Here is a 14,045-nt window from a genome sequence, read left to right as displayed (position 1 = left end):
GCGGTACGTGGCCAGGACCAAGGAGTTCGATCCGGACGCCGCGCTGCAGTCAGCCCTGGAGCTGTTCTGGCGGCGCGGCTACGAGGCGACGTCGATGGCCGACCTGGTCGAGCACCTCGGCATCGGCAGGGCGAGCCTGTACGCGACCTTCGGCAACAAGCACGAGCTGTACCTGAAGGCGCTGGAGCGCTACGAGGAGTCGGGGCTCGGCCGGATCGTGCGGGAGCTGTCCCGGCCGGGCGCCGCCCTGCCGGCCGTGCGGGCGGTCGTACGGCGGTACGCGGCGGAGGCCGCCGACGAGCGGCTGCGGCTGAACGGCTGCCTGATCACCAACACGGCCGCCGAACTGGCCCCGCACGACCCGGCCGCCGCCCGGCGCGTCGAGCGCAACTGGGACCACATCGAGACCGCGCTGCACTCGGCGCTCACCCGCGCCCAGGCCCAGGGTGAGCTGCCCGCCGACCGGGACCCGCTCGTCCTCGCCCGCATGCTGCTGGTGCTGATGCAGGGGTTGCGGGTGGTCGGCAAGGCGTCCTCGGACCCGGCCCGGGTGCGGGACGCGGCGGAGCAGGCGCTGGCGCTGCTCGACTGACGTACGCCCTCCGTCCGGAGGGCGTTTTTCATGTCCTCATACTGAACCGATCGTTCCAATAAAGGAGATCCCCATGGCTCGCTTCACCGGCCGGACGGCCCTCGTCACCGGCGCCGGATCCGGCATCGGCCGGGCCGTCGCCCTCGCCTTCGCCGCCGAAGGGGCCCAGGTGGTCGTCGCCGGCCGGCGGAGCGAGCCCTTGGCGGAGACCGTCCGGCTGATCGAGGAGCAGGGCGGCAAGGCCCTCGCGGTGAGCGCCGACGTCTCGCGCGCGCAGGACGCGGAGACGTTGGTCCGGGCTGCGGTCGAGGCCTTCGGCTCGCTCGACGTGGCGGTCAACAACGCGGGCGTCTTCCGCGGCGGGCAGCCGATCACGGACCTCCCGGAGGAGGACTGGCACACCCAGCTCGCGACCAACGTCACCGGCGTCTTCCTGGCCCTCCAGGCGCAGATCCGCCGGATGCGCACCCAGCCGGCGGGCGGCGCGATCGTGAACGTCTCCTCCACCTTCGGCCTGCACACCGCCTCCCCCGGAGCCGCCGCCTACTCCGCGACCAAGGCCGCCGTGACCGCGCTCAGCCGGGGCGCCGCGCTGGACCACATCCGGGACGGCGTCCGGATCAACGTGGTCAGCCCCGGCGCCACCGAGACCTCCATGTCCCTGCGTTCCGGCGAGACCGAGGCGGACCGGGCCGAACGTGCGCGGGCCACCCTCCCGCTCGGCCGCGTCGCCACCACCCGGGAGGTCGCCGCCGCCGTCCTCTACCTGGCCTCGGACGACGCGGCCCCGGTCGTCGGCACCGATCTGGTGGTGGACAGCGGCGCCACGCTGTGAACGCTCGGGGTCAGTCGATCCGTGACCGGCGAGGGACGCCGGGAGCAGGGTGCCCAGCGTGGTCGCGCCGGCGATCGGCGCGGAGTTCAGCAGCGAGCGGGCGAACGGTACGGACGGGTCCTCGAACAGCTTCCGGACGTTTCCCCCACCTCAACTCGCCCGCAAAGGGTCAATGCGGCCGTGTGTCAGCAGGGGGCGGCGGGCACCCGGCAGGAATGTCCCGGACGGGACGCCGGGCGGGACACCGGGCGGGACACCGGGCGGGACGTCGGGCGGGACGTCGGGCACGATGCACAACTTTTCCGTCCCGGGGTGCATCCAACACAGTGACTGACCTTCATCCACCCATTCGCCCGATGGAGGCGGATCCGTCATGTTCCAGTTTCCGTACCCCCTGAGACTCCTCCGGACGCTCCCCAGGCGCGGCCCGGCCGCCGTACTGACCGCCGCTCTCCTGGGCCTCACGGCCGCGGGCGCCGCGTGGAGCGCGACCCCGGCGGCACGGGCCTCGACCACTGTCCGGACCTGTGCCGTGAGCGACCTGTACCTCTCCATGGGCAGCAAGGAAGGCGCGGCGGGGTCGCTGTACTGGCCGCTCCGGTTCACCAACACCGGCGCGACCAGCTGCGCCCTGCGCGGCTACCCGGGCGTCAGCGTGCTGGACACCGCCCACCACCGGATCGGCCCGGCCGCCACCCACAGCGGCAGCTCGTACGGCACGGTCACGCTCGCCCCCGCCCACACGGCCTCGGCGGTCGTCCGCACCACCAACGGCCCGATCGGCGGCCCCTGCCTGCGCACCGGCACCTACCTGCGGGTCTACCCGCCGGCCTCCCGCGCCGCAACCCTGCTCCCGGCGCCGTGGACGATCTGCTCCGGGATCTTCCAGGTTGGTCCGGTGAATGTGGAGGGGGCGTTCTGAGGGGCGGCAGAGAGGGCCCATGGGAAGGGGTGGCTCCCCGGAGCAAGGGCCGCCCCCTCCACGTCCGGCGGGTTGCGGGCCTGGTGGACCGGCAGCTGGTCCGGCGCTCCGTGGGCTCGGATGGCGTGATCGGAACCGCCGGGGGCCGGCCGCACGCCGGGGCGGCTTGGCGGCAGACGGACGGGGGGTGCGAATCGGGCGCGGGAAACGCCGGAGAGGCGGTACCCCCGCACAGGGTGCCGCCTCTCCTCTTGGTGCGCCGGAGCCGCCGCCGATCGGTGAGGGTCGGGGACCAGCGGCGGCTCCGGGGTTCACGGGGCCCGGGAGGGCCTAGCGGTGGTCGCTGCCCGCCGACTGCGTCGCCGCACGGCCTGCCTCGAGGCGGGCCACCGGGATGCGGAAGGGGGAGCAGGAGACGTAGTCCAGGCCGACCTCGTGGAAGAAGTGGACCGACTCGGGGTCGCCGCCGTGCTCGCCGCAGACGCCGAGCTTGAGGTCGGGGCGGGTACGCCGGCCCGCCTCCGCCGCCGACTTCACCAGGGAGCCGACGCCGTCCTTGTCGATCGTCTCGAACGGGCTGACGCCGAAGATGCCCTTCTCCAGGTACGCCGTGAAGAAGGAGGCTTCGACGTCGTCACGGCTGAAGCCCCACACCGTCTGCGTCAGGTCGTTCGTGCCGAAGGAGAAGAACTCCGCCGCCTCGGCGATCTGGCCCGCCGTGAGGGCGGCTCGGGGGAGTTCGATCATCGTGCCGATCGCCAGCTTCAGCTGCGTACCCGTCGCCGCCTCGACCTCCGCGATGACCTTGTCGGCCTCCTCGCGGACGATCTCCAGCTCCTGCACCGTGCCGACGAGCGGGATCATGATCTCCGCGCGCGGGTCGCCCTTCGCCGACTTGCGGGACGCGGCCGCCTCCGCGATCGCGCGGACCTGCATGGTGAACAGGCCCGGGATGACGAGGCCCAGGCGCACGCCGCGCAGGCCCAGCATCGGGTTCTGCTCGTGCAGGCGGTGCACCGCCTGGAGCAGGCGGAGCTCGTTCTCGTGCGGCTCCTGGCGGGACTCGGCCAGGGCCACGCGGACCGACAGCTCGGTGATGTCGGGGAGGAACTCGTGCAGCGGCGGGTCCAGGAGACGGATCGTCACGGGGAGGCCGTCCATCGCCTCGAAGAGCTCGACGAAGTCCTTCTTCTGGAGCGGGAGCAGCTCCGTCAGGGCCGCCTCGCGCTCGCTATCGGTGTCCGCGAGGATCAGCTTCTCGACCATCTCGCGGCGCTCGCCGAGGAACATGTGCTCCGTGCGGCACAGGCCGATGCCCTGGGCGCCGAAGCGGCGGGCGCGCAGCGCGTCCTCGGCGTTGTCGGCGTTGGCGCGCACGCGCAGGCGGCGCTTGCGGTCGGCGAAGGCCATCATGCGGTGGACCGCCTCGACCAGCTCGTCCGCGTCGTCCGCACCCGGGTGCATCCGGCCCTCGAAGTACTCCACCACGGGGGACGGGACCACCGGGACCTCGCCCAGGTAGACCTTGCCCGACGAGCCGTCGATGGAGATCACGTCGCCTTCCTCGACGACGTGGCCGCCGGGGACCGTCATCCTGCGGCGCTTGGTGTCGACCTCCAGCTCCTCCGCGCCGCACACGCACGTCTTGCCCATGCCCCGGGCGACCACGGCCGCGTGGGACGTCTTGCCGCCGCGCGACGTCAGGATGCCCTCGGCCGCGATCATGCCGTCCAGGTCGTCCGGGTTCGTCTCGCGGCGGACCAGGATGACCTTCTCGCCCGAGCGGGACCACTTGACGGCCGTGTAGGAGTCGAAGACCGCCTTGCCCACCGCCGCGCCGGGGGAGGCCGCGATGCCGCGAGCCACCTGCTCGACCTTCGCCTGCTCGTCGAAGCGCGGGAACATCAGCTGGGCCAGCTGGGCGCCGGTGACGCGCTGGAGGGCCTCCGTCTCGTCGATCAGGCCCTGGTCGACCAGCTGGGTCGCGATGCGGAAGGCGGCACCGGCGGTGCGCTTGCCCACGCGGGTCTGGAGCATCCACAGCTGACCGCGCTCGATCGTGAACTCGATGTCGCACAGGTCCTTGTAGTGGTTCTCCAGCGTCTCCATGATCTGCATGAGCTGGTCGTACGACTTCTTGTCGATCGACTCCAGCTCGGCGAGCGGGACCGTGTTGCGGATGCCGGCGACGACGTCCTCGCCCTGGGCGTTCTGGAGGTAGTCGCCGTAGACGCCCTGGTGGCCGGAGGCGGGGTCACGGGTGAACGCGACGCCCGTGCCGGAGTCGGGGCCCAGGTTGCCGAAGACCATCGAGCAGACGTTGACGGCCGTACCGAGGTCGTGCGGGATGCGCTCCTGGCGGCGGTACAGCTTGGCCCGGTCGCCGTTCCACGAGTCGAAGACCGCCTTGATGGCGAGGTCCATCTGCTCGCGCGGGTCCTGCGGGAAGTCCCGGCCGGCCTCCTTCTTGACGATCTTCTTGAAGGTGGTGACCAGCTTCTTCAGGTCGGCGGCCTCGAGGTCGGTGTCGACCGTGACCTTCTTGGCCTCCTTGGATGCCTCGAGGGCCTCCTCGAAGAGGTCGCCGTCGACGCCGAGGACGGTCTTGCCGAACATCTGGATCAGGCGGCGGTAGGAGTCCCAGGCGAACCTGTCGTCGCCGGCCTGCTTGGCCAGGCCCTGCACCGACTTGTCGGAGAGGCCGATGTTGAGGACCGTGTCCATCATGCCGGGCATGGAGAACTTGGCGCCGGAGCGGACGGAGACGAGGAGAGGATTGTCGGGCTGGCCGAGCTTCTTGCCCATGCGGGACTCGAGGGCGTCGAGGTGCGCACTCACCTCGTCACGCAGTGCCGCGGGCTCCTCGCCGCTCTCCAGGTAGACCTTGCAGGCCTCGGTGGTGATGGTGAAGCCGGGAGGGACCGGCAGACCGAGGTTGGTCATCTCGGCGAGGTTGGCACCCTTGCCGCCGAGGAGGTCCTTGAGGTCCTTGTTGCCCTCGGTGAAGTCGTAAACGAACTTCACTACGTGGGGTTCTTTGTTTTCCGACACGGGTCTCGACTCCTTGAGGCCACGGTGGCTGCCCTGACGGCGAGGAACATACCCAGATCGAAGGCGCATGGGTACGTCTACTTGTGCGTCATGAGCCCGTAACCACCCGTCCGCCAGCGGATCGAAAGTCAAGGCTTGGCAAGCCAGCACCGGCAAATGTCTTCACTTCTTGAACGCATACGCCTCCAGAGGACGAGTTTTTCGCTCACATGAGCAGGGATCCTGCACGTCTGATTTCAGTCCGTGAACGTGCAAGGGGTGGCACCCAGTGCCACCCCTTGGAGAAGTGCAGTCGCCCATGATCCGCTCATCTGAGCGCAACCCTTATCAAGGGTGGCGAGAATCACGCTGCCACAGCCCGCCGGATTTCACCATGCGGACCGCTTCCCGGTACCCGGAAACACCCACGTCACACGCCCAGGTCAGACGCCCAGCGCCCGCAGCCGCTCCTCGGCCCGCTCCGGCGCGTAGAGGTGTTCCACGACCAGCGCCCCCGCTCCTATGAGCGCGGCCCGCTCCCCCAGCCGGGAGGTCACGACGTCGAGGTGGGCCGTGGAGCGCGGCAGCGCCCGCTGGTAGAGGAGTTCCCGGACGCCGGTGAGGAACGGGGTTCCGGCCAGATCGCCCGCGATCATCAGCACCCCGGGGTTCAACAGGGTCACCACCGTCGCCAGTACGTCGCCGACCCGCCGCCCGGCCTCCCGGGTCAGCGCCGCCGCCTGGGGATGCCCGGCGGCCAGCAGATCCCGTACGTCCGCGCCGGAGGCGGCCGGCACCCCGCTCTCGGCCAGCCGCCGGGCCACGGCGCCCCCGCTCGCGACGGCCGCGAGACAGCCGTGCGAACCGCAGCGGCACAGCGCGTCCGCGCCGACCCGGATGTGCCCGATGTCGCCGGCGCCGCCGTCGATCCCCCGGTAGATCGAACCGTCCACGACCACCCCGGCGCCGATGCCCGTGGACACCTTGACCAGTACGAAGGCCGCGCAGTCGGGGTGTCCGGCGCGCTGCTCGCCGTACGCCATGAGGTTGGCATCGTTGTCCACGAGGACCGGGACCGCTCCCACGCCGGTGTGCTCGGTGAAGGCGCGGGAGAGGCGGCCCGTTGTGTCGTAGCCGTCCCAGCCCGGCATCATCGGCGGCTGCACCACGCGGCCGGTCCCGGTGTCCACCGGGCCGGGCACGGCGATTCCGATGCCGCAGACCTCCGCCGCCGGGCGCCCGGACTTCTCCAGCAACTCGCCGAACCAGCGGGCCAGTTCGGGCAGTACGGCCTCGGGGCCGTCGCCGATCACGAGCGTTCCCGAGTGCTCGGCGAGGATCTCGCCGGTCAGCGACAGGACGGCCGCGCGGGCGTGCCGGGTGTCCAGGTCGGCGGCGAGGACGACGGCGTGGGAGTCGTCGAACTCCAGGGTGATGGAGGGGCGGCCGCCGAGCGGTGAGCCGACCGGGCCGCCGGCGCCCTCGCGCAGCCAGCCGGCGCGGAAGAGGCGGTCCAGGCGCTGGCCGACGGTCGCGCGGGACAGTCCGGTCGCCTGTTGGAGCGCACCACGTGTCACCGCCCGTCCGCTGCGGACGAGTTCGAGCAGCTCTCCGGCACCCGCCGGACTGCCGGCCTTCCCGATTCTTCCCGGGCCTTCGGTCATGCGCACCCCCTTGTGTTTCCCAAGCCTGCATTACATATTGAGTTTTGCGTGTTAAATAGACGTAACTCTACGACGGTCAACGCCAAACCCGGTCGGACCGGCCGGGCGTCTTCGTCTTCGGGGAGCCCCGAGTGGATCGCAGCAGCACGCAGCTCACCGTCCGTCCCGCGGAGCCCGCGGCGTACGAGACGGCGTGCGATCCGCCGGCCTCGGGCACGTCGCTGCGGGTCAGAGCGGCCCAGGTGCTCGACGCGAACTGGACGGGCGCTTCGACGGTCCCCTCCCGGAGCCTGTATCCCCACCAGTGGTCCTGGGACTCGGCGTTCATCGCGATCGGTCTGCGGCACGTCTCGCCGCTGCGGGCCCAGACCGAGCTGGAGACACTGCTGGCCGCGCAGTGGGCCGACGGGCGTGTCCCGCACATCGTCTTCAACCCCTCCGTACCCCTCGACGCCTACTTCCCCAGCCCCGACTTCTGGCGCTCCTCCATCGCCGGTCGCGCGGCGGGCGCCCCGCGCACCGTACAGACGTCGGGGATCGTGCAGCCACCGGTACACGCGCTCGCGGCCTGGCTGGTGCACCGCGCCGACCCCGGACTGTCGCGCGCCCACGGCTTCCTGGCACGGATGTACCCGCGGCTGGCCGCCTGGCACCGCTATCTGCTGCACCGCCGGGACCTGGGCGGCGCGGGGCTGGTGTCCGTGGTCCACCCCTGGGAGCAGGGTATGGACAACAGCCCCTGCTGGGACGCCCCGCTCGCCCGGATCACCCCCGCCCCGACCCGCTCCTTCCGCCGCGCCGACCTCGCCCACGGGGCGCCCGAGGACCGGCCGACGGATCTGGACTACGGACGGTACGTACGGCTGGCCGCCGACTACCGGGACGCCGGGTACAGGGACGGGACGGTCGGGAGGAACGGGGGCGGCGGCGCTGGATTCGCCGTGGAGGACCCGGCGTTCAACGCCTTGCTCATCGCCTCCGAACACGCGCTGGCCCGGATCGCCGAGGAACTGGGCGCGCCCGGCACCGCCCGGCATGCACGCGCCGAACGGCTGACCCAGGTACTGGTGGAGCGCCTCTGGGACCCGGCATCCGGGATGTTCCTGTGCCGGGACCTGCACGCCGACGAACCGATCCACACCCGGGACACCTCCGCCCGGGTCCCGGCACCGGACCCACCCGACCGGACCCCGGCACCGGGGCCGCCCGACCGGACCCCGGCACCGGGCGCCTCCGGGCGAATCCCCACGCCGGGCGCCCCCGGTTCGGCCCACACACAGGGTGCCCCCGGCGCAGCTCACCAGCAAGGCGCCCCCGCCCCGGTCCGCCGACAGGACCTTTCCGGGTTGGTCCGGGAGCGGAGTGTGTCCGGGCTGGTGCCGCTTGTGCTGCCCGGGCTGCCCCGCCACGTCGTCGCCGCACTCGTGCGCACGATGTGCGGTCCGCACTTCGGGCTCGGCGGGCAAAGCCGACTCGTGCCCAGTTACGACCTGCTCGGCGAGGCCTTCGATCCGCACCGGTACTGGCGCGGCCCGGCCTGGTTCAACACCAGCTGGCTGCTGGAACGGGGGCTGCGGATGCACGGCGAGCGGGAGCGGGCCGACGCGCTGCGCGCGGCCGTGCTGCGGCTCGCCGAAACCACCGGTTTCGCGGAGTACGTCGACCCCCGCACCGGCGAGGCCTGCGGCGCGACCGGCTTCGGCTGGACCGCCGCCCTCGCCCTCGACCTGCACCACGAGCTGCACAAAGACCTTCTCAAGGGCGCCCGCGAGGGCGTGTCCGAGGCGGCCACCGGCACGTTCGACAGAAGTGACGAAGGAGGGGACCGGCGATGACGGACCGGCATCATCTGCTCGTGCACGGGGCGACGTTCGCCGCCGTGGGCGACCGGGGCGACATCAGCGGGGTCAGGGGCAGCGGCTCCCCGGACGGTTTGTTCGTACGGGACGCCCGGCACCTCAGCCGCTGGCAGCTCACCGTCGACGGCGCCGTGCCCGAGGTGCTCACCCCGGTCACCGACGGTGACGCGGCCCGCTGTGTACTGGTCCCGCGCGGCGGCCGGCAGGAGCCTCCGGCGCACACCCTCTTCCGCCAACAGGCCGTCGGCGACAGTTCGTTCGTCGAATCGCTGCGGGTGACCAGCAACCGCCCGGTGCCGACCACCGTCCGGCTCGCCATCACCGCCGACGCCGACTTCACCGACCAGTTCGAACTCCGCTCCGACCACCGCACCTACGCCAAGCCCGGCGCCGTACGCTCCCGCGAGGTCCTCGACGACGGCATCGAGTTCACCTACCGGCGCGCCGAGTGGCAGTCCCGTACGACCATCACCGCCGACCCGGCCCCCGACGCCGTGGAGGAGACCGGCACGGGCGCCCGCCGCCTGGTGTGGACCCTCGACCTGGCGCCACACGGCACGACCGAGCTGGTGCTCCGGGTGATGGCCCGCCCGCACGGCGAGAAGCGTGCGCTGCGCGTGCCCCGCGACCCGGCGTCCGTGCGCGGACAACTCCGCGCGCTGGAAGGGGATTTCGTGGAGGGCGTGGCCTTCCCGACCGGCTGGCCGGAACTGGCGGCGGCCTGCGCGCGGGGCCTCGCCGACCTGGCCGCGCTCCAGGTGCCGGCGCGCGGGCCCGACGGCGAGGAAGTGCGCGTCCCGGCCGGCGGCGCCCCCTGGTTCCTCACCCTGCTCGCCAGGGACGCCCTGCTCACCTCCCTGTTCGCGCTGCCGTACCGCCCGGAACTGGCCGCCGCCACGCTGCCCGCGCTCGCCGCGACCCAGGCCACCGGCAGCGGCCCGTCCCCGCTCGCCCAGCCCGGCAAGATCGTGCACGAGGTCCGGCACGGCGAGCTGGCCCACTTCGGGCAGGTGCCGTTCGGGCGGTACTACGGCTCGGTCGACGCGACCCCGCTGTTCCTGATCCTGCTCGGCGCGTACGTCGAGCAGACGGGGGACACCGGCCCGGCCCGGCGCCTGGAGCCGCACGCGCGTGCCGCCGTCGGCTGGATGCTGGACCATGGTGGCCTGACCTCGCGCGGCTACCTCGTCTACCGCGCCGACGAGGGCGGCCTCGCCAACCAGAACTGGAAGGACTCCCCCGGCGCGATCTGCTGCGCCGACGGCACCCGGCCCACCGGCGCGGTGATGGCGGCGGGCGCGCAGGGCTACGCGTACGACGCGCTGCGCCGCACGGCGTGGCTGGCGCGGACGGCGTGGGGCGACGAGACGTACGCCGCCCTGCTGGAGCAGGCCGCCGCCGATCTGAGGGACCGGTTCCAGCGGGACTTCTGGATGCGGGAGCACTCCTTCCCGGCGCTCGCGCTGGACGGCGAGGGCCGCCGGGTCGACGCGCTGGCGTCCGACGCCGGGCATCTGCTGTGGTCCGGGCTGCTGGACAAGGAGTACGGAGAGGTGGTGGGCCGGCGGCTGCTGGAGCCGGACTTCTTCTCCGGGTGGGGTGTGCGGACGCTGGCCTCCGGGCAGTCGGCGTACCATCCGCTGTCCTATCACCGGGGTTCCGTGTGGCCGCACGACAACGCGCTGATCACGTTGGGTCTTGCGCGGTACGGGCTGCATGACGAGGCGCGTGCGGTGGCGCATGCGCTGGTGGACGCGGCGACCGTCGCCGGGCATCGGCTGCCGGAGGTTCTGGCCGGGTACGGGAGGGACACGCATCCGGAGCCGGTGCCGTATCCGCATGCGTGTGTGCGGGAGTCCAGGTCGGCCGCGGTGCCGCTCGCGCTGTTGACAGCGGTCGGGGGTGCCTAGGGCCTGCCGCCGTTGTCTTCGGGGCGCTGTATTTGCCCGGTGTTTGCTCAGTGCCCCTGAACAGGGGTCGGCCGATGACCGTACGGGACGGCAGATCGGGTCTCGTACGGAAGGACGCCGGGTTGTCCCAGGACATGAGCACGCGCGAATCAGCCGCAGCAGAAGCCGAAGCGGCCGAGCCGGAGGAGTCCCCGGAGCCCATACCCGGCCCGCAGCCCTCCCGGCGGCCGTGGCCCGCCTGGCTGCGGCGTCCCCGGACCGCGTGGTCCGCGTGGGCGGGAAGGTGGCGGGCGGAGCATCCGGCCGGCGCTCGGGCGCTGTCCGTCACCGTCACCGTGCTCGCCGCCGCCCTCGTCATCGCCGCGCTGGTGATGCCGAACTCCGTGGTGCGGCTGGGGCCTTCCGAGTTCCTGCGGATACCGGCGGAGGCCGTGATCGGCGCGGCGGTGATGATCGCGCTGCCGCGTCGGCCGCGGGTGGTGCTGGCCGCCGTGTCCGGGGTCGCGCTGGCCGCGATGACCGTGGTGAACATGCTCGACATGGGCTTCAACCAGTACCTGGGCCGGCCCTTCAACGTGGTCCTCGACTGGAGCCTGTTCGGCGACGCGGAGTCGTACCTGGAGGACTCCCTCGGCCGCACGGAGACCCTCGTGGCCGTGGCCGGGGTGATCGCCGTCGTCCTGCTCCTCTTCGTGCTGCTGGCGCTGTCCATGGTCCGGCTGAGCAATCTGCTCGCCCGGCACACCGGCATCGCGACCCGGGGCACGCTGGTCGCCGGGGTCGCCTGGATCACCTGCTCCTCCCTGGGCCTGCAGATGTCCGGCGTGCCGCTCGCCTCCGACAACACCGCCACCGCGCTGAAGACCCAGGTCCACATGATCTCGGCCACGCTCAAGGACGAGGCGGAGTTCCGGAAGGTCGCCAAGGTGGACGCGTTCGGGAACACCCCGGGCAGCCAGCTGGTCCCGGATCTGCGCGGCAAGGACATGGTCTTCACGTTCATCGAGAGCTACGGCCGCAGCGCGGTCGAGGACCCGATCATGGCGCCCGGCGTGGACGCGACGCTCGACGCCCGTACCAAGGCGCTGGCCAAGGCCGGTTTCCACGCCAAGAGCGGCTGGCTGACCTCGGCGACCTACGGCGGCAGCAGCTGGCTCGGCCACTCCACCACCATGTCGGGCCTGTGGATCAGCAACCAGCAGCGGTACCGCACGGTCATGGCCAGCGACCACCTCAGCCTGACCGAGGCGTTCAAGAAGACCGGCGCGTTCGACACGGTCGGCGTCATGCCGGGCGTGCAGAAGGCGTGGCCGGAGCAGAAGTGGTACGGCCTCGACAAGGTCTACAACGCCTTCGAACTCGGCTACAAGGGACCGAAGTTCAGCTGGTCGACCATGCCCGACCAGTACGCGCTGCAGCAGTACCAGGACCGGGTGCACAGCAAGAAGCCCGCCGACGGCAAGGCGCGGATGTCGCTGCTGATCCTCACCTCCAGCCATCAGCCGTGGGCGCCGATCCCGAAGATGGTCGGCTGGGACCAGCTGGGCGACGGCTCGGTGTTCAAGGGCATCCAGGCGGCGGGCAACAAGCCGGCCGACGTCATCGCCGACACCACCAAGTCCCGCCAGGAGTACGGCAAGACGATCCAGTACTCGGTGACGGCGCTGACCGAGTGGCTGGAGCGCTACGGCAGCAAGGACACCGTGCTGGTCTTCCTCGGCGACCACCAGCCCATCGCCCGGGTCAGCGGCAACCACGCCAGCCGTGACGTGCCGGTCTCGATCGTCGCCAAGGACCCGAAGGTGCTGGACAAGATCGCCGACTGGGGCTGGACGGACGGCCTGCGTCCCGCGCACAACGCCCCGGTGTGGAAGATGAGCGCGTTCCGCGACCGTTTCCTGACGGCGTACGGTTCGACGCCGCATCCGAAGAAGGGCTGACGAGACCCTGGAGGCTGCTCAGCCGCCGGAGGTGTCCAGCTCCGCGTCCTCGCCGACCCCCGCGCAGTCGTACGGGTCCTTCAGCCAGCCGTCCGGCAGCACCACCCGGTTGTTGCCGGACGTACGGCCGCGCGGCCCGTCCGCGCCGGCCGGCCACGGCTGGTCGAGGTCGAGCTCGTCCAGCCCGGCGCGCAGCTCGGCCAGCGAGGAGGTGATCGCGAGCCGCTTGCGCATCTCGGAGCCGACCGCGAAGCCCTTCAGGTACCAGGCGACGTGCTTGCGGAAGTCGACCACGCCCTTGGACTCGTCGCCGATCCACTCCCCGAGCAGGGTCGCGTGCCGGACCATGACGTCGGCCACCGCACGCAGCGACGGCCGGGCCACATCGTCCAGGCGCCCCTCGAACGCGGCCACCAGGTCCGCGAACAGCCACGGCCGCCCCAGGCACCCGCGCCCGACGACGACCCCGTCGCAGCCGGTCTCCCGCACCATCCGCAGCGCGTCCTCGGCCGACCAGATGTCGCCGTTGCCGAGCACGGGGATCTCCGGGACGTGCTCCTTCAGCCGGGCGATGGCGTCCCAGTCGGCGGTGCCGCCGTAGTGCTGGGCGGCCGTACGGCCGTGCAGGGCGATCGCCGTGACACCCTCCTCGACGGCGATGCGGCCGGCGTCGAGGTAGGTGATGTGGTCGTCGTCGATGCCCTTGCGCATCTTCATGGTGACCGGGAGGTCACCGGCACCGCTCACGGCCTCCCGGAGGATCGCCCGCAGCAGGTTCCGCTTGTACGGCAGGGCCGAGCCGCCGCCCTTGCGGGTCACCTTGGGGACCGGGCAGCCGAAGTTCAGGTCGATGTGGTCGGCCAGGCCCTCCTCCGCGATCATGCGGACGGCCTTGCCGACGGTGGCCGGGTCGACGCCGTACAGCTGGATCGAACGCGGCTGCTCGCTCGCGTCGAACCTGATCAGCTGCATGGTCTTCTCGTTGCGCTCGACCAGCGCCCGGGTCGTGATCATCTCGCTGACGAACAGACCCTTGCCGCCGCTGGACTCCCTGCACAGGGTGCGGAAGGGCGCGTTGGTGATGCCCGCCATGGGTGCGAGCACGACGGGCGGCGTCACGGCGTGCGGGCCGATGGAGAGCGGGTGGGGCATCAGACGACTCCGGTACGGACGTACAGCACAGGGCAAGCACCCATTGTCCCTCACTCGGCCGACCGCTCTGCCAACCAGATTCACAATGATCGTGTAGGGCACATCAATTAGACACACTATTAGTTAGACGCACTATCGAAA

9 protein-coding genes are annotated in these 14,045 nt (G+C 71.7%); 6 read left to right on the top strand and 3 right to left on the bottom strand.

Annotated elements, in window-relative coordinates:
- Positions 1–7 precede the first annotated feature (7 nt).
- The 3 genes from ACWGJ5_RS10050 to ACWGJ5_RS10040 all read left to right on the top strand — a co-directional run bounded on the left by ACWGJ5_RS10050 (position 8) and on the right by ACWGJ5_RS10040 (position 2,349).
- Positions 8–592: a TetR/AcrR family transcriptional regulator gene (locus ACWGJ5_RS10050; RefSeq protein ID WP_453309261.1), complete on the top strand. Its 585-nt coding sequence runs from the start codon at positions 8–10 to the stop codon at positions 590–592.
- A gap of 73 nt (positions 593–665) precedes the next feature.
- Positions 666–1,427, top strand: coding sequence for an SDR family NAD(P)-dependent oxidoreductase (locus tag ACWGJ5_RS10045; RefSeq protein WP_453309260.1), 762 nt, complete (start codon positions 666–668; stop codon positions 1,425–1,427).
- A 373-nt stretch (positions 1,428–1,800) separates the two neighbouring features.
- Positions 1,801–2,349: a DUF4232 domain-containing protein gene (locus ACWGJ5_RS10040; RefSeq protein WP_453309259.1), complete on the top strand. Its 549-nt coding sequence runs from the start codon at positions 1,801–1,803 to the stop codon at positions 2,347–2,349.
- A gap of 330 nt (positions 2,350–2,679) precedes the next feature.
- Here the strand turns inward: ACWGJ5_RS10040 and ppdK are convergent, their stop codons facing one another.
- Together ppdK and ACWGJ5_RS10030 are read right to left on the bottom strand one after the other, a co-directional pair.
- On the bottom strand, positions 2,680–5,400 hold the full coding sequence (ppdK, locus tag ACWGJ5_RS10035) for a pyruvate, phosphate dikinase (RefSeq protein ID WP_453309258.1): 2,721 nt from the start codon (positions 5,398–5,400) through the stop codon (positions 2,680–2,682).
- Positions 5,401–5,822: 422 nt separating this feature from the next.
- Positions 5,823–7,043 (bottom strand): ROK family protein, encoded by a 1,221-nt coding sequence (locus ACWGJ5_RS10030; protein WP_453309257.1) that lies wholly within the window; start codon positions 7,041–7,043, stop codon positions 5,823–5,825.
- A gap of 131 nt (positions 7,044–7,174) precedes the next feature.
- On the opposite strand from ACWGJ5_RS10030, the gene ACWGJ5_RS10025 reads away from it, so the two are divergent.
- From ACWGJ5_RS10025 to ACWGJ5_RS10015, 3 genes are all read left to right on the top strand, one after another.
- Complete coding sequence (locus ACWGJ5_RS10025) at positions 7,175–8,878, top strand: MGH1-like glycoside hydrolase domain-containing protein (protein WP_453309256.1); 1,704 nt, start codon at positions 7,175–7,177, stop codon at positions 8,876–8,878.
- Complete coding sequence (locus ACWGJ5_RS10020; protein ID WP_453309255.1) at positions 8,875–10,812, top strand: amylo-alpha-1,6-glucosidase; 1,938 nt, start codon at positions 8,875–8,877, stop codon at positions 10,810–10,812. Before ACWGJ5_RS10025 ends, ACWGJ5_RS10020 begins: the two co-directional genes overlap by 4 nt.
- Before the next feature lie 134 nt (positions 10,813–10,946).
- The gene (locus ACWGJ5_RS10015) at positions 10,947–12,752 is read left to right on the top strand and encodes a CDP-alcohol phosphatidyltransferase (protein ID WP_453309254.1); all 1,806 of its coding nucleotides are present in this window, start codon (positions 10,947–10,949) and stop codon (positions 12,750–12,752) included.
- A gap of 18 nt (positions 12,753–12,770) precedes the next feature.
- On the opposite strand, the gene dusB is transcribed toward ACWGJ5_RS10015, so the two are convergent.
- On the bottom strand, positions 12,771–13,904 hold the full coding sequence (gene dusB / locus ACWGJ5_RS10010) for a tRNA dihydrouridine synthase DusB (RefSeq protein ID WP_453309253.1): 1,134 nt from the start codon (positions 13,902–13,904) through the stop codon (positions 12,771–12,773).
- Positions 13,905–14,045 lie beyond the last annotated feature (141 nt).

It is taken from the genome of Streptomyces sp. NPDC054783, assembly GCF_053611725.1.
This window is presented reverse-complemented; position numbering and strand designations above follow the sequence as displayed.